Source organism: Acidovorax cavernicola (assembly GCF_003581445.1).
The window spans coordinates 97,640-114,050 of record NZ_QXMN01000014.1 but is presented as its reverse complement, the minus strand read 5'-3'; the positions used below and the strand labels follow the sequence as shown (position 1 = coordinate 114,050).

At 67.4% G+C, this 16,411-nt stretch carries 15 protein-coding genes; 14 read left to right on the top strand and 1 reads right to left on the bottom strand.

Going from position 1 to position 16,411, the window contains the following annotated elements; genetic code table 11:
• The first annotated feature begins 187 nt into the window (after nucleotides 1-187).
• From hpf to hprK, 3 genes are all read left to right on the top strand, one after another.
• Nucleotides 188-517, top strand: a complete 330-nt coding sequence (gene hpf / locus D3H34_RS13765) for a ribosome hibernation-promoting factor, HPF/YfiA family (protein WP_119554068.1) — start codon at nucleotides 188-190, stop codon at nucleotides 515-517.
• 190 nt (nucleotides 518-707) lie between these two features.
• Nucleotides 708-1,175 carry a PTS sugar transporter subunit IIA gene (locus D3H34_RS13760; protein ID WP_042581318.1) on the top strand — a complete coding sequence of 156 codons (468 nt, stop codon included), beginning with the start codon at nucleotides 708-710 and terminating at the stop codon, nucleotides 1,173-1,175.
• 142 nt (nucleotides 1,176-1,317) lie between these two features.
• Nucleotides 1,318-2,277, top strand: coding sequence for an HPr(Ser) kinase/phosphatase (gene hprK, locus D3H34_RS13755; protein ID WP_062481041.1), 960 nt, complete (start codon nucleotides 1,318-1,320; stop codon nucleotides 2,275-2,277).
• A gap of 57 nt (nucleotides 2,278-2,334) precedes the next feature.
• Here hprK and fur read toward each other — a convergent pair whose 3' ends face one another.
• Nucleotides 2,335-2,754, bottom strand: a complete 420-nt coding sequence (gene fur / locus D3H34_RS13750; protein WP_062481042.1) for a ferric iron uptake transcriptional regulator — start codon at nucleotides 2,752-2,754, stop codon at nucleotides 2,335-2,337.
• Between the two features lie 85 nt (nucleotides 2,755-2,839).
• On the opposite strand from fur, the gene D3H34_RS13745 reads away from it, so the two are divergent.
• The 11 genes from D3H34_RS13745 (at nucleotide 2,840) to D3H34_RS13695 (ending at nucleotide 16,404) form a co-directional block, all read left to right on the top strand.
• Nucleotides 2,840-3,400: an outer membrane protein assembly factor BamE gene (locus D3H34_RS13745; protein ID WP_119554067.1), complete on the top strand. Its 561-nt coding sequence runs from the start codon at nucleotides 2,840-2,842 to the stop codon at nucleotides 3,398-3,400.
• Nucleotides 3,401-3,571: 171 nt separating this feature from the next.
• On the top strand, nucleotides 3,572-4,372 hold the full coding sequence (gene dapB / locus D3H34_RS13740; RefSeq protein ID WP_434057686.1) for a 4-hydroxy-tetrahydrodipicolinate reductase: 801 nt from the start codon (nucleotides 3,572-3,574) through the stop codon (nucleotides 4,370-4,372).
• Nucleotides 4,373-4,399: 27 nt separating this feature from the next.
• Nucleotides 4,400-5,095: a MotA/TolQ/ExbB proton channel family protein gene (locus tag D3H34_RS13735; RefSeq protein ID WP_119554065.1), complete on the top strand. Its 696-nt coding sequence runs from the start codon at nucleotides 4,400-4,402 to the stop codon at nucleotides 5,093-5,095.
• 32 nt (nucleotides 5,096-5,127) lie between these two features.
• The gene (locus tag D3H34_RS13730; protein WP_119554064.1) at nucleotides 5,128-5,598 is read left to right on the top strand and encodes an ExbD/TolR family protein; all 471 of its coding nucleotides are present in this window, start codon (nucleotides 5,128-5,130) and stop codon (nucleotides 5,596-5,598) included.
• Nucleotides 5,599-5,657: 59 nt separating this feature from the next.
• Entirely contained in the window at nucleotides 5,658-7,133 is a 1,476-nt protein-coding gene (locus tag D3H34_RS13725) for a flavin-containing monooxygenase (RefSeq protein ID WP_119554063.1), read from the top strand.
• Between the two features lie 86 nt (nucleotides 7,134-7,219).
• A complete protein-coding gene (gene leuS, locus D3H34_RS13720) occupies nucleotides 7,220-9,850 on the top strand; it encodes a leucine--tRNA ligase (RefSeq protein ID WP_119554062.1) in 2,631 nt (876 codons plus the stop codon).
• Nucleotides 9,851-9,885: 35 nt separating this feature from the next.
• Nucleotides 9,886-10,407 carry an LPS-assembly lipoprotein LptE gene (locus D3H34_RS13715; protein ID WP_119554061.1) on the top strand — a complete coding sequence of 174 codons (522 nt, stop codon included), beginning with the start codon at nucleotides 9,886-9,888 and terminating at the stop codon, nucleotides 10,405-10,407.
• 32 nt (nucleotides 10,408-10,439) lie between these two features.
• A complete protein-coding gene (gene holA / locus D3H34_RS13710) occupies nucleotides 10,440-11,513 on the top strand; it encodes a DNA polymerase III subunit delta (protein ID WP_119554060.1) in 1,074 nt (357 codons plus the stop codon).
• Between the two features lie 58 nt (nucleotides 11,514-11,571).
• Nucleotides 11,572-12,864 (top strand): glutamate-5-semialdehyde dehydrogenase, encoded by a 1,293-nt coding sequence (locus D3H34_RS13705; protein WP_119554059.1) that lies wholly within the window; start codon nucleotides 11,572-11,574, stop codon nucleotides 12,862-12,864.
• Between the two features lie 200 nt (nucleotides 12,865-13,064).
• Nucleotides 13,065-14,381 (top strand): glutamate--cysteine ligase, encoded by a 1,317-nt coding sequence (gene gshA, locus D3H34_RS13700; RefSeq protein WP_119554058.1) that lies wholly within the window; start codon nucleotides 13,065-13,067, stop codon nucleotides 14,379-14,381.
• Nucleotides 14,382-14,535: 154 nt separating this feature from the next.
• The gene (locus tag D3H34_RS13695; protein WP_119554057.1) at nucleotides 14,536-16,404 is read left to right on the top strand and encodes a potassium transporter Kup; all 1,869 of its coding nucleotides are present in this window, start codon (nucleotides 14,536-14,538) and stop codon (nucleotides 16,402-16,404) included.
• Nucleotides 16,405-16,411 lie beyond the last annotated feature (7 nt).

The window sequence follows — 16,411 nt, the reverse complement described above, 5'->3', positions numbered from 1 at the left end:
ACGACCCCGTCACTCGGGCAAGCCCCGGTATTGCAATACCGTGACAGCTTGGGCATAGTGAATCCGACCGCCCCCTTTCTTCATCTCTCTTCTTCTCCCCCCTCTCCCAACCACACCTGTTTCGCCGGCCACGCTTCATTCCGGAGCGCGGTCATTTCCCCAACCGTCAATTCTCAGGAGGTCATTCATGAATTTGACGATCAGCGGTCATCACCTCGACGTCACACCTGCCTTGCGCAATTACGTCACGAGCAAGCTGGACCGGATCACGCGACATTTCGACCAGGTGGTCGATGTCAAGGTGATCCTCACGGTGGAAAAGCAGAAGGAAAAGGAACGCCGCCAAAGGGCGGAATGCAACATCCACGTCAAGGGCAGTGACATGTTCGCGGAATCGAGCCACGCTGATCTGTATGCCGCAGTCGACGACCTGGTCGACAAGCTGGACCGCCAGGTGGTCCGCCACAAGGACCGCCTGCAGGACCATCACCACGCGGCCCCCAAGCGCGTGATGTAAGCCGGGCCCCGCGCCCCCGCATCTCAGGCCGCCTTCGGGCGGCCTTTTGTTTGTCCGACCACATTGGTAGGGCTTTGCAAGGCCTCCCGAGGAAGCGACGCCTCACGGCAACACATGTAGACGAAAGTAATTAGGGGTACTGGGGGTTTTTACCAAGGAGGTGCATAATCGCCCCCGCTCTGCACCCACCATGAATCGCCTCGCGTCCATCCTGCCGCCCGCTCAAGTGCTCGTGAGCGTTGACGCTACCAGCAAGAAACGTGCTTTCGAAGAAGCCGGCCTGCTGTTCGAGAGCCTTCACGGCCTGGGCCGTGCCCTCATCACCGACAGCCTGTTCGCACGCGAGCGCCTCGGCTCCACCGGTCTGGGCCACGGCGTCGCCATTCCCCATGGCCGCATCAAGGGCCTGAAGGCGCCGATGGCCGCGGTGTTCCAGCTGGCGAACCCCATCGGCTTCGACGCTCCCGACGAGCAGCCCGTGGCGCTGCTGATCTTCCTGCTGGTGCCCGAAGCGGCCACGCAGAAGCACCTCGAAATCCTGTCCGAAATCGCCGAGCTGCTGAGCGATGCCGGCTTGCGCGAGCAGATCAAGTCCAGCACCGACGCCGCTGCGCTGCACGGCCTCATTGCCGGCTGGCAATCGACCCAGGTCGCGTAAGGTGGCTCGTCCCCAGGCTTCGCGCACTTCGTGTCGCTTTGCCAACCCCCTACCGGGGGCAATACCTGCGGCCCGGCAAAGCCGGTTCCGCGGTATTCTGGCCTGCCCCCACTCTGATGTGTAAGCGTCGCCCCCTGAACGCATGAAGCCGACCGTCATCAGCGCCGATGCCATGTTCGAGGAGTTCCGCGGGTCGCTCCGTTGGGAATGGCTTGCGGGGCTCGGTGCCTCGGAGCGCCAGTTCGACCCTGACGTCATCAGCCGCGCGCAGTCGGCCGCCGACCTGGTCGGCTACCTGAACTACATCCACCCGTACCGCGTGCAGATCCTCGGTGCGCGCGAGGTGGCCTACCTCACGCGCGGCAGCAAGGAAGACTGCGTGCGCCGCATCGGCCGCATCGTCACGCTCGAGCCGCCGATGCTGGTGCTGGCCGACGGCCAGGCCGCGCCCGACGAGCTGCTGTCGATCTGCGAGCGCGCCCAGCTGCCGCTCTTTGCCACGCGCGAATCGTCGGCCTTCGTGATCGACCTGCTGCGCGCCTACCTGTCCAAGCACTTCGCCGAGCGCACCTCGATGCACGGCGTGTTCATGGACATCCTGGGCATGGGCGTGATGATCACGGGCGAATCCGGTCTCGGGAAGAGCGAGCTGGGCCTGGAGCTGATCTCGCGCGGCAACGGCCTTGTGGCCGATGACGCGGTCGACCTGTACCGCATCAACCAGAACACCATCGAAGGTCGCTGCCCCGACCTGCTGCTGAACCTGCTGGAAGTGCGCGGCATCGGCCTGCTGGACATCCGCGCGATCTTCGGCGAGACGGCGGTGCGCCGGAAGATGCGCCTGAAGCTCATCGTGCACCTCGTGCGGCGCGACAGCTTCGAGCGCGACTACGAGCGGATGCCCTCGGCGCCGCTCACGCAGGACGTGCTGGGCATCCCGGTGCGCAAGGTCATCATCCAGGTGGTGGCGGGGCGGAACATCGCCGTGCTGGTGGAGGCGGCGGTGCGCAATTCGATCCTGCAGCTGCGCGGCATCGACACCTATGCCGACTTCGTGGCGCGCCACCACAAGGCGATGGAGAGCGGACGCGATCCGGACTGAGGCAAAGAAAAAGCCCTTCCAGCTGAAGGGCTGGAAGGGCTTTCGGTCGCTCTCGGGTCAGCGCTTCTTGACGCAGTCGCCGCACAGGCCGTACAGCGACATGGCGTGGTCCTGCAGGACCCAGCCCTTGTCCTTGGCGATCATCTGCTGGCGGCGCTCGATCTCGGCGTCGTAGAACTCCTCGACCTTGCCGCACGAGGTGCAGACCAGGTGGTCGTGGTGCGTGCCTTCGTTGAGTTCGTAGACCGCCTTGCCGCTTTCGAAGTGGCTGCGTTCGAGGATGCCGGCCTGCTCGAACTGCGTCAGCACGCGGTACACGGTGGCGAGGCCGATGTCGGAGTGTTCGTTGAGCAGCACGCGAAAGACGTCTTCCGCCGTCATGTGGCGCTGGCTGCCGGTCTGGAAGATCTCGAGGATCTTCAGTCGCGGCAAGGTGGCCTTGAGGCCGGTGTTCTTGAGTTCGTCGATGTTGGCCATGATGGTTCCTGAGCCTGGGCTGAGGCCGGCCCTTCAGGCTCGGCCGCTACAATGTTCGATCATATCGCTACCCCCCTCTTCTCCCATGCCTGCCATCCTCCAACGCCGGCCCTGGTTGCTGGTTGCTGCCGTTGCGGCGACGCTTGTCCTCGGTGCCTGCAGCGGTTTCAGCGAACGCTCGCGTGGCGTGCTGTCTGCCGTCACCCCCTACAAAGTCGAAGTGGTGCAGGGCAATTTCGTGTCGAAGGAACAGGTCGCGGCGCTCAAGCCCGGCATGTCGCGCCAGCAGGTGCGCGAGATCCTCGGTACTTCGCTGCTGAACGACGTCTTCCATGCCAACCGCTGGGACTACGTCTTCACGATCCGCCGCCAGGGCGTCGATCCGCAGGAGCGCCGCCTGACCGTGTTCTTCAACGGCGAACTGATGGACCGCTTCGAGGGCGACGAGATGCCCAGCGAAGAAGAGTTCGTCGCCACGCTCGACACCCGCCGCAAGAGCGGCAAGGTGCCGCAGCTCGAGGCCACCGAAGAAGAGCTCAAGAAATACGCGCCCAAGGACGACAAGAAAGCCGACACCACCGGTACCCCGGCGGCCCCCCTGCCTGCGCTGCCGGCCGCCTACCCCCCGCTCGAAGCCGCGCGCTGAGCGTGCGCGGCAAGGGCTCCGGCGGCGGCCACCCTCCTGCGGGCGGTGCCCGCTGGGCCGGTCGGCTGACGTCGGTGTCCATGGCTCCCTCAGGGACTTTTGAAAGACCGGATTCCCGTGACTGAACCGACGACCACCTCCTCTTCCGTTTCCTCTTCTTCCGCCCCCGTGCTGCGCCGGGTGGCGATTGCCGGCGCGTCCGGCCGCATGGGCCACATGCTGATCGAGGCCGTGCGCAACGCGCCCGACTGCCGGCTGGCCGGCGCGCTCGACATCGCGGGCAGCGACGCCATCGGCGCCGATGCCGCGGCCTTCCTGGGCTTCACCAGCGGCGTGCCCATCGTGGCGGACCTGCGCACCGGCCTGCAGGACGCGCAGGTGCTCATCGACTTCACCCGCCCCGAAGGCACGATGGCGCACCTCGCCGTATGCCGCGAACTGGGCGTGCAGGCCGTGATCGGCACCACCGGCTTCAGCGATGCGCAGAAGGCCGAGATCGCCGAGATCGCCAAGGACATCGCCATCATGATGGCGCCCAACATGAGCGTAGGCGTCAACGTCACGCTCAAGCTGCTCGACATGGCTGCCCGCGCGATGTCGACCGGCTACGACATCGAGATCGTCGAGGCCCATCACCGCTTCAAGGTCGATGCTCCCTCAGGCACCGCGCTCAAGATGGGCGAGGTGATCGCCGACGCGTTGGGCCGCGACCTCAAGGACTGCGCCGTGTACGGCCGCGAAGGCATCACGGGCGAGCGCGACCCGTCGACCATCGGCTTCGCCACGATCCGCGGCGGTGACATCGTGGGCGACCACACCGTGCTGTTCGCGGGCATCGGCGAGCGCATCGAGATCTCCCACAAGTCGTCCAGCCGCGTGACCTACGCGCAGGGCGCGCTGCGTGCGGTGCGCTTCCTGAGCGGCCAGCGCAACGGCTTGTTCGACATGTTCGACGTGCTGGGTCTGCGCTAAGCAGGCGCACCACAACCAAGGACGCGAATGAGCGTGCTCGAACTGCTGACCCACGGTGACGGCGTCAGCCGTTCGGTGGCCGCGCTGCTGCTCGCAATGTCGATCGCGAGCTGGGTCGTGATCCTCTGGAAGGCCTGGCTGCTGCGTGGCGGCACGCGCGACGTGCTGCGCAGCATCGCGGCGTTCTGGCAGTCGGCCACCCTGGTCGAGGCCGAGCAGAAGCTCCAGGCCTTCGACCGCGCCGAACTCGTGCGGCCCGCCGTGGCCGCGCTGCGCCATGCCGCCACCGAGGCCCCCGGCGGCACGCTGGGCGCCACGGTCGATCGCAACCAGCGCCTCACGCGCGTGCTGCGCGATGCGCTGCACGGCGCGCTGCGGCGCCTGCAGGCCGGACAGATCCTGCTGGCCACGGTCGGTGCCACCGCGCCCTTCGTCGGGCTGCTCGGCACGGTCTGGGGCATCTACGGCGCGCTGGCGGGCATCGCGGGCCAGACCGGCGGCTTCACCATCGACAAGGTGGCCGGGCCGGTCGGCGAGGCGCTTGTCATGACGGCCTTCGGCCTCGCGGTCGCCATTCCGGCGGTGCTGGCCTACAACGTGTTCGGCCGCGTCGTGGGCCGCGTCGAGGCCGAGCTCGAGGGCTTCGCGCACGACCTGCTCGGCAGCTTCGGCGAAGCGCCGGCGCCCGCCGCACCGCCGCCCGCACGGCCGATGCCCGTCTAGGGCTGCCGCGCGCCGTCGTTTTCCTTTTCACCATGGCATTCGGACGCACTTCCCTCGGCAGCAGCGCCAGCGGCGGCGGGCGGGCCATGGGCGCGGGCGGGCAGCGCCCGCTGTCGGACATCAACGTCACGCCGCTGGTCGACGTGATGCTGGTGCTGCTGGTGATCTTCATCATCACGGCGCCGCTGATGGCCAGCTCGATCAAGCTCGACCTGCCGCAGACCGACGCCGGCCAGCCCAACGACACGCCCAAGTTCGTGAGCCTGTCGGTCGACGCGTCCGGCAAGGTGTTTCTCAACGACCAGCCTGTGACCGACGAAGAGCTGACCGCCCGGCTCGAGAAGGCCGCCGCCGACAGCAAGGACACCGAGGTGCAGCTGCGCGCCGACCAGACCGTGCCCTACGGCAAGGTCGTCGCACTCATGGGCATCGCCAACAAGGCCGGGCTCAGCCGCATCGGCTTCGTCACAGAGGCCGAAGCGGCCGCCAAACCGGGGCGTTGAGGCCTTCCTTTCGGAGCGCACTCGGCTCCGGCCATGCCCGCGCCGCTTTCTTTCGCAAGATGACCACAGACGATTCCGCTTCCTCTTTTTCCGCTTCGCCCATCGGGCTCGCCGTGCTGGAGCGCCGCCTCGCCCAGGACCTCGGCTACCTGGGCTGGCCGGCCAAGTCCTGGATGCCGCCACGCGAAGTCGACGGCGAAACCGTGCTCGACGTGGCCATCGTCGGCGGCGGCCAGGCCGGCCTGGCCGCGGCTGCCGCCCTGGCGCAGCAAGGCATCCGCGCCGTGATCTTCGACCGCGCACCCGCCGGACGCGAAGGCCCCTGGGCCACCACCGCGCGCATGGAGACCCTGCGCTCGCCCAAGGAGCTGACCGGCCCCGCGCTGGGCCTGCCGTCACTGACCTTCCGCGCCTGGTTCGAGGCGCAGTTCGGCACCGAGGCCTGGGCCGCGCTGGACAAGATTCCGCGCCTGCAGTGGATGGACTACCTCGTCTGGTACCGCCGCGTGATGGACGTGGACGTGCGCAACGACACCACCGTGACGGCGCTCGATCCGCTGCCCGACGGAACCGCCGTGCGCCTCGACCTGCGCACGCCTGCGGGCGAACGCCGCGTGCTGGCGCGCCGCGTGGTACTGGCCACCGGCCGCGACGGCCTCGGCGGCCCGGCCGTGCCGGCGTTCGTCGACGGCCTGCCGCGCGCGAAATGGGCGCATTCCTCCGACGACATGGACTACGGGCGGCTCCAGGGCCTGCGCGTGGGCGTCGTCGGCGCGGGCTCCTCGGCCATGGACAGCGCCGCCACCGCGCTCGAAGCCGGCGCGCACAGCGTCGAGCTGCTGATCCGCCGGCCCGACCTGCCGCGCGTCAACAAGGGCAAGGGGGCAGGCGTGCCGGGGCTCACGCAGGGGCACTACGACCTCCCAGACGAGCTGAAATGGCGCATCCGCCACTACATCAACGTGCTGAACGTGCCGCCGCCGCACGGCAGCACGCTGCGGGTGTCGCGGCACGCCAATGCCTTCTTCAACTTCGGCTGCCCCATTCTGGCCGTCGAGCCGCAGGGCGAGGCGCTGCGCGTGGCCACACCCAAGGGCGAGTTCGTGTTCGACTTCCTGATCGTGTCGACCGGCTTCCAGGTCGACTGGGCCGTCCGCCCCGAATTCGCGGGCATCGCCGCCCACATCCGCACCTGGAAAGACCGTTTCACCCCCGCGCCTGGCGACGAAGACCGCGAACTGGCCGATTCGCCTGACCTCGGGCCGGCCTTCGAATTCCAGGAAAACGCGCCCGGCGCCTGCCCGGGCCTGGGGCGCATTCACTGCTTCTGCTACCCGGCGGCGCTGTCGCACGGCACGGTCTCGGGCGACATTCCGGCCATCAGCGACGGCGCGCGGCGCCTGGCGGCGGGGCTGGCCAGCCTGTTCTACCGGGAAGATGCGGCCCATCACTGGGCCAACCTGGAGGCCTACAGCGAGCCGGAACTGTTCGGCGACGAGTGGGTACCCGCACCGCCGCCGCACGAAAGGGGCTGATTCCGGCACGGTACCTGGGGACGTTGCGCTCCGGCGCGATAATCCGCCTTCCCGGCCGCCGTCGAGCCGGGCCCTGCCGAGATGTCATGAACCCCAGCTACAAACCCAGCGACGTCGAGTCCGCTGCCCAGGCGCAATGGCGCGCCGCCGATGTCTACCGCGTCACCGAGGACGCGGGTCGCAAGAAGTACTACGCCTGTTCGATGCTGCCGTACCCCAGCGGCAAGCTGCACATGGGCCACGTGCGCAACTACACGATCAACGACATGCTCACGCGCTACCTGCGCATGAGCGGCTATAACGTGCTGATGCCCATGGGCTGGGACGCCTTCGGCCTGCCGGCCGAGAACGCGGCGCTGAAGAACGGCGTGCCGCCGGCCAAGTGGACCTACGAGAACATCGCCTACATGAAGGGCCAGCTCCAGGCCATGGGCCTGGCGATCGACTGGAGCCGCGAGATCGCCACCTGCGATCCGAGCTACTACAAGTGGAACCAGTGGCTGTTCCTGAAGATGCTTGAAAAGGGCATCGCCTACCGCAAGACCCAGGTCGTGAACTGGGACCCGGTCGACCAGACCGTGCTGGCCAACGAGCAGGTGATCGACGGCAAGGGCTGGCGCACCGGCGCCACGGTCGAGCGCCGCGAGATCCCCGGCTACTACCTGAAGATCAGCGACTACGCCGAAGAGTTGCTCGAGCACACCCAGCACAAGCTGCCGGGCTGGCCCGAGCGCGTCAAGCTGATGCAGGAAAACTGGATCGGCAAGAGCGAGGGCGTGCGCTTCGCCTTCACGCACGACATCCAGGACGCGAGCGGCAAGCTCATTCAGGACGGCCGCATGTACGTGTTCACCACGCGTGCCGACACCATCATGGGCGTCACCTTCTGCGCCGTCGCGCCCGAGCACCCGCTGGCCGCGCATGCCGCCACGCTCGATCCCAAGGTCGCGGCCTTCATCGAGGAGTGCAAGAACGGCGGCACCACCGAAGCCGAACTCGCCACGCAGGAAAAGAAGGGCGTGCCCACGGGCCTGAGCGTCAAGCACCCGATCACCGAAGAACTGGTGCCGGTGTGGGTGGGCAACTACGTGCTCATCGGCTACGGCGACGGCGCCGTGATGGGCGTGCCCGCGCACGACGAACGCGACTTCGCCTTCGCCAACAAGTACGGCATCGAGATCATCCAGGTCGTGCTGGTCGACGACGAACCGCACTTCGACTATCACAAGTGGCAGGACTGGTACGGCGACAAGCAGCGCGGCGTGACCATCAACTCCGACAACTTCAGCGGCATGTCCTACAAGGAGGCCGTGGCCGCCGTGGCGCATGCGCTGGGCCAGAAGGGCCTGGGCGAACTGCAGACCACCTGGCGCCTGCGCGACTGGGGCGTGAGCCGCCAGCGCTACTGGGGCACGCCGATCCCGATCATCCATTGCGAAGAACACGGCGCGGTGCCGGTCCCCGAGAAGGACCTGCCCGTGGTGCTGCCGACCGACTGCGTGCCGGACGGCTCGGGCAACCCGCTGAACAAGCACGAAGGCTTCCACGCCGGCGTGACCTGTCCGGTGTGCGGCAAGACCGCGCGGCGCGAGACCGACACGATGGACACCTTCGTCGATTCGTCGTGGTACTTCATGCGCTATTGCGACCCGGCCAACGACGACGCGATGGTGGCCGGCGGCGCCGACTACTGGATGCCGATGGACCAGTACATCGGCGGCATCGAGCACGCCATTCTTCACCTGCTGTACGCACGCTTCTGGACCAAAGTCATGCGCGACCTGGGCCTGGTGAAGGCCGACGAGCCCTTTGCCAAGCTGCTCACGCAGGGCATGGTGCTCAACCACATCTTCTACAAGCGCAACGAGAAGGGCGGCAAGGACTACTTCCCGCCGCTCGAAGTCACGGCAGTGCTCGACGCGCAGGGCCGCATCACCGGCGGCACGCTGGCCGACGGCACGAAGGTCGAGTACGGCGGCGTCGGCAAGATGGGCAAGAGCGAGCGCAACGGCGTCGACCCGCAGGACCTGATCGAGAAGTACGGCGCCGACACCGCACGCCTGTACACCATGTTCACCGCGCCGCCCGAAGCTACGCTGGAGTGGAACGACGCGGCCGTCGAAGGCAGCTACCGCTTCCTGCGCCGCGTGTGGAACTACGGCGTGGCCCAGGCCGACGTGGCGCCGGTGGCGATCGCCGGCCAGAGCTTCGGTAAGGCCGCCCAGGCGCTGCGGCGCGAGGTGCACACCGTGCTGCGCCAGGTCGACTACGACTACCAGCGCATGCAATACAACACGGTGGTGTCGGGCGCGATGAAGCTGCTCAACGCGCTCGAAGGCTTCAAGCCCGACGGCAGCGCGGGCGACGCGGCCGCCGCGCGCGAGGGCTTCGGCATCCTGCTGCGCTGCCTGTACCCGGCCACGCCGCACATCGCGCACCAGCTCTGGCAGCAACTCGGCTACGACAAGGACCTGGGCGACCTGCTCGATGCGCCCTGGCCCGTGGTCGACGCGGCGGCGCTGGTGCAGGACGAAGTCGAGCTCATGCTGCAGGTCAACGGCAAGCTGCGCGGCAAGCTGCTGGTGCCGGCCGGCGCGTCCAAGGACGAGATCGAGCGGTTGGCGCTCGCCTGCGACGACTTCGTCGCCTTCGCCGAAGGCGCGGCGCCCAAGCGCGTGATCGTGGTGCCCGGGCGCCTGGTCAACGTGGTCATCTGACCCAGACACTGCAGAACGACGGAAACGACAGACGCATGAACATTCGCAATGCCTCGCAGCCGCGCCGCGGCTTTCTCCTGGGCCTCGGTGCCGCGGGGGCTTCGCTGGCCCTGTCCGGCTGCGGCTTCGCGCTGCGCAAGGCGCCGACCTTCGCGTTCAAGACGCTGTCGCTCGAAGGCAATACGCCGCTCATCAACCAGCTGCGGCGCGAGCTGCGCGCGGCCGGCAACGTGACGCTGGTGCCCAAGGACCAGGCCAGCACGGCCGACGCCGTGCTCGTCGTGCTGGGCGAGGACCGCGACCGCTTCGTGATCTCCACCAACTCCGCCGGTCTGCTGCGCGAACTGCAGCTGCGCCTGCGCATCCGCTTCAGCCTGCGCACGCCGGGCGGCAAGGAATTGCTGGCCGCGTCCGAGGTCTCGCAGACGCGCGACCTGAGCTTCAATGAAACCAATGCGCTGGCCAAGGAAGGCGAGGCCGAACTGCTGTTCCGCGACATGCAGGCCGACATCGCGCAGCAGTTGATGCGCCGGCTGGCGGCGGTGCAGTCGCTGTAAGCGTCGTATCCGTTCGCGATTCCGTTCATTTCATGCAACTTGCCAGTGCCCAGCTCGGTGCCCACCTGCAAAAGGGCCTGAAGCCGCTCTACACGATCCACGGCGACGAGCCGCTGCTCGCGCAGGAGGCCGCCGACGCCATCCGCGCCGCCGCGCGTGCGCAGGGCCACACCGAGCGCAGCTCGTACACTGTGGCCGGCGCGCACTTCGACTGGAGTGCGGTGCTCGCGGCCGGGGGCTCGCTCTCGCTGTTCGCCGACAAGCAGATCGTCGAGATCCGCATTCCCTCGGGCAAGCCCGGCAAGGACGGCAGCGTCGCGCTGCAGCAGCTGGCCGAATCGGCGGCCGGCAACGAAGGCACGCTCACCATCGTCATGCTGCCGCGCCTGGACAAGGCCACGCGCACCGGCGCCTGGTTCTCGGCGCTGGAGAACAACGGCGTGAGCATCCAGGTCGATCCCATCGAGCGCGGCGCGCTGCCGCAATGGATCGCCCAGCGCCTCGGGTTGCAGAACCAGCGCGTGATGCCCGGCGACGAAGGCCAGCGCACGCTGCAGTTCTTTGCCGACCGCGTGGAGGGCAACCTGCTCGCCGCGCACCAGGAAATCCAGAAGCTCGCGCTGCTGCACCCCGCCGGCGAACTGAGCTGGGAGCAGGTCGAGGGCGCCGTCAACAACGTGGCGCGCTATGACGTGTTCAAGCTCTCCGAGGCCGTGCTGGCCGGCAACCCGCAGCGCGTGGCGCGCATGCTCGACGGCCTGCAGGCCGAGGGCGAGGCCGAGGTGCTGGTGCACTACACGATCGCCGAGGACATCCGCGCCCTCAAGCGCGTGAAGGACGCGATGGCTGCCGGCCGTCCGCTGCCGATGGCGCTGCGCGAGAACCGCATCTGGGGCCCGCGCGAGCGCGCCTTCGAACGCGTGCTGCCGCGCCTGGATGACCGCATGCTGACCCGGCTGCTGCGCGCGGCCCATCTGGTCGACGGCATCTGCAAGGGCCTGAAGCAGCCCGACTGGCCGGCCAGCGGCTGGCAGGCACTGCAGCGGCTGGCGCTGATGCTGTGCCGCGCGTGCAGCACAGCTTCCGCCGCACCGCGCCGGGCCTGATCCGTCACCCAAAGGCCCGCGTCAGCCGGGCCGAAGGTCCGCGTGGGAAAATGTTGGCATGAACGCGTTCAACGTCAACGAACACATGCAGACCCTGGGTCTGCAAGCCAAAACCGCCGCATTCCTCATGGCCCGTGCGGATGCAGCTACCAAAAACAGAGCGCTGAAGGCGCTGGCCCGTCGCCTGCGCGAAGCCGGCCCCACGCTGGCCGTCGCCAACGAGAAAGACCTGGCGCGTGCCACCGCCGCCGGCCTGTCGGCCCCGATGGTCGACCGGCTCAAGCTCACGCCCAAGGTCCTGGAGACCGTGGCCGAGGGCTGTGAGCAGCTGGCCGGTATGGCCGACGTGATCGGCGAGATCATCGGCATGAAGCAGCAGCCCAGCGGCATCCGCGTGGGCCAGATGCGCGTGCCGATCGGCGTCTTCGGCATGATCTACGAGAGCCGCCCCAACGTGACCATCGAGGCCGCGAGCCTGGCCATCAAGTCGGGCAACGCGGCCATCCTGCGCGGTGGCTCGGAAGCGATCGAGTCGAACAAGGCGCTGGCGCTGCTGGTGTCCGAGGCGCTGGCCGAAGCCGGCCTGCCGGTCGAGGCGGTGCAGTTGGTGCAGACCACCGACCGCGAAGCCGTGGGCCAGCTCATCGCCATGCCCGAGTTCGTCGACGTGATCATTCCGCGCGGCGGCAAGGGCCTGATCGAGCGCATCAGCCGCGACGCCAAGGTGCCCGTCATCAAGCACCTGGACGGCAACTGCCACGTGTACGTGGACGACACGGCCGAGTTCGACATGGCGCTGCGCATCGTCGACAACGCCAAGACCCAGAAGTACAGCCCCTGCAACGCCGCCGAAGGCCTGCTGGTGGCGGCTTCGGTGGCCGATCACTTCCTGCCCGAAATCGCCGCCATCTTCGCGGCCAAGGGCGTGGAAATGCGCTGCGACCCGGCCGCCGCCGCGATCCTGCGCGCCAGCGAGGCGCACCATCCGCAGGCGAAGGTGCTCGATGCCGTCGAGTCCGACTGGTCCGAGGAATACCTGGCCGCCGTCATCAGCATCAAGGTGGTGGCGGGGGTCGATGAGGCCATTGCGCACATCAACCGCTATTCGAGCCACCATACCGACGCGATCGTCACGCGCGACCACATCAACGCCCAGCGCTTCCTGCGCGAGGTCGATTCGGCCAGCGTGATGGTGAATGCGAGCACACGCTTCGCGGATGGCTTCGAGTACGGACTGGGCGCCGAAATCGGCATCAGCACCGACAAGTTCCACGCACGCGGCCCGGTCGGCATCGAAGGCCTGACCTCGCTCAAGTACGTGGTGCTCGGGCAGGGCGAAACCCGCAGCTGACGCTGGCGGCACCGTGGCGGGTGCCGCGCCATCTGCCGTGTCGCTTCGCCGAGGGCGAAGGCAGGCAGGTCCTGCACGACGGTGGGCGAAAACAGGGCCGTTGAAGGAATCGCAGTGTTTCCGCTTGTCATCCGCGCGGGCAGCCCCAAATCCTACAATCCCGCTCAGCTTTTCCCGTACAAGTCCAAGAAGGCCGCCGCATGGTTCCGCATCTCGTCACCGCCCTGACCGGCCCGATCAACGAACTGGAGCAGCGGGTGCTCGACTCGATGCCCGCCATCGAGCGCTGGTTCCGCCTCGAGTGGATGGAGCACACGCCGCCGTTCTACAGCGCCGTCGACATCCGCAATGCCGGCTTCAAGCTGGCCCCGGTCGATACCAACCTGTTCCCCGGTGGCTGGAACAACCTCACCAAGGAAATGCTGCCGCTGGCGGTGCAGGCCGCGCAGGCGGCCATCGAGAAGATCTGCCCGGAGGCGCGCAACCTGCTCGTCATTCCTGAAAATCACTCGAAAAACACCTTTTATCTCGCCAACGTCGCGCAACTTGTGCGCATCTTCCATATGGCGGGCCTCAATGTGCGCATCGGGTCGATCGATCCGGCCATCAAGTCGCCCAAGAAGATCGAACTGCCCAACGGGGAGACCGTGACGCTCGAGCCGGTAGTGCGTTCCAAGCGTCGCCTGGGTCTGAAGAACTTCGATCCCTGCACAATTCTCCTGAACAACGAGCTTTCTGCAGGAACGCCCGGCATCCTCGAAGACCTGCACGAGCAGTACCTGCTGCCGCCGCTGCATGCGGGCTGGTCGGTGCGCCGCAAGAGCAACCACCTGCACAGCTACGAAGAGCTGTGCAAGCGCTTCGGCAAGCTGCTGGGCATCGACCCCTGGCTGATCAACCCGATCTACGCGCGCGCCGAAGGCGTCGACGTGGCCGAGGGCCGCGGCATCGACGTGCTGACCAGCCATGTGGACGCGGTGCTGACCAAGGTGCGCCGCAAGTACAAGGAATACGGCATCAACGAGAAGCCCTTCGTGGTCGTCAAGGGCGGCCACAGCGGCAGCGGCAGTCCCGGCGTGGTGACCGTGCGCGATGCCAAGGAGGTCGAGGCGCTGATCGGCAAGTCGCGCACCGCCACCTCGTCGCCGGCCAGGACCAGCACCGGCCGCGACCTGCGCGAGCCCACCGAGCTGATCGTCCAGGAAGGCGTGCTGACCAACGAGCGCGTGCACAACGGCGTGGCCGAGCCGGTGGTCTACATGATGGACCGCTACGTGGTGGGCGGCTTCTACCGCGTGCACGCCGAGCGCGCCGCCGACGAGAACCTGAAGCAGCCGGGCGCCAGCTACGTGCCGCTGGCCTTCTCGGAAAGCGCGCAGCTGCCGCAGCCGGGCGCCAAGCCCGGCGCCAGCGCGCCCAACCGCTTTTACATGTATGGCGTGGTGGGCCGCCTGGCCATGGTCGCGGCCAGCTACGAGATGGAAGCGACCGACCCGGACGCCGAAATCTACGAATGAGCGACAGGGCCGGCTTGCGGCCCGGGCGGGCAACGGCAAAATAGCGGCCCCACAGCAACGGAACCAAAAGGGCGGAGGGATGCGCGGCGCGGCCGCGGCACCCCGGCGTGACTGACGCGTCGATCATTGCGAGCCAACCTTTTCCATCGACTTCGTGTCAGCCCCCAAAACCATCTCTGCCGGCCTGATCGTCGGCGCCATCGGCGTCGTCTACGGCGACATCGGCACCAGCGTCCTCTATGCGGTCAAGGAAGTCTTCGGTCACGGCCATGTGCCGTTCACCGTCGAGAACGTCTACGGCATCCTGTCGATGTTCTTCTGGACCCTCACGGTCATCGTGTCGATCAAGTACGTCGTGCTCGTGCTGCGCGCCGACAACGAAGGCGAGGGCGGCCTGGTCGCGATGCTCGCGCTGGCCTCCCAGGCCGTGGCCGACAAGCCGAGGCTGCGCCAGCTGCTGCTGATCGTCGGCATCTTCGGCACTTCGCTGTTCTACGGCGACGGCGTGATCACGCCGGCCATTTCGGTGCTGTCGGCGGTCGAGGGCCTGGAGGTGGTGTCGCCGCACTTCAAGCACTACGTGATCCCGATCACGCTGGTCGTGCTGTTCTGCCTGTTCGCGGTGCAAAAGCGCGGCACGGCGGGCATCGGCAAGTTCTTCGGCCCGATCACGCTGGCGTGGTTCGCGGCGATCGCCGTGCTGGGCGTGTGGCAGGTGTTGCACCACCCCGAGATCATCAAGGCGCTGAACCCCTGGTATGCGCTGAAGTTCATCTGGGACAACCCGGGCACCAGCTTCATCCTGCTGGGCGCCATGGTGCTGTGCGTGACCGGCGCCGAGGCGCTGTACGCCGACCTGGGCCACTTCGGCAAGAAGCCGATCCGCATCGCGTGGTTCTCGGTCGTCATGCCGGCGCTCACGCTCAACTACCTGGGCCAGGGCGCACTGCTGCTGGAGAACCCCGAGGCCGTGAAGAACCCATTCTTCATGATGGCGCCCGAATGGGCCCTCATTCCGCTGGTGCTGCTGGCCACGCTGTCCACGGTGATCGCCTCGCAGGCGCTCATCACCGGCGCCTTCAGCGTCACGCGCCAGGTGATCCAGCTGGGCTACCTGCCGCGCCTGAACATCGAGCACACGAGCGTGCGCACCGCGGGCCAGATCTACATCCCGCTGGTCAACTGGGGCCTGTTCGTCGCCATCGTGATGGCGGTCGTGATGTTCCGCACCTCCAGCAGCCTGGCCGCGGCCTACGGCATCGCCGTGACCACCGACATGCTGATCACCACGATCCTGACCTTCTTCGTGATCCGCTACGCCTGGAAGCTGCCGCTGCTGCTGTGCATCGGAGCGACCGCGATCTTCTTCGTGGTCGACTTCCTGTTCTTCGCGTCCAACCTGCTCAAGCTGTTCGAAGGCGGCTGGTTCCCGCTGCTGATCGGCGGCGCTGTGTTCACGCTGATGGTCACCTGGAAGGAAGGCCGCCGCCTCATGGGCGAGGCGCAGCACGCCGATGCGATCGACCTGAAGTCCTTCCTCGATTCGGTGTTCATGAGCCCGCCCGCGCGCGTCGACGGCACGGCCGTGTTCCTCACCGCCGAGCCGGGCGTGGTGCCCAACGCGCTGCTGCACAACCTCAAGCACAACAAGGTGCTGCACGAGCAGAACATGTTCGTCACCGTGCGCAACCACGAGGTGCCCTGGATCCCGATGGACAAGCGTATCGAGATCGATGCGCTGGGCAACCACTGCTGGCAGGTGATCGTGCACTACGGCTTCAAGAACGACATCGACCTGCCGCGCGCGCTCGACAATGCCCGCATGCGCGGCTGCCAGCTCGAGCCGATGACGACCAGCTACTTCCTCTCGCGCGACGTCGTGATCCCCACGCTGGGCAGCGGCATGGCGCCCTGGCGCGAGAAGCTGTTCGCGCAGATGCACCACAACGCGAGCGGTGCGGCGGCCTTCCTGGGCCTGCCGAACAACGCGGTGGTCGAACTGGGTTCGAAGATCGAGATCTAGGCGCCCG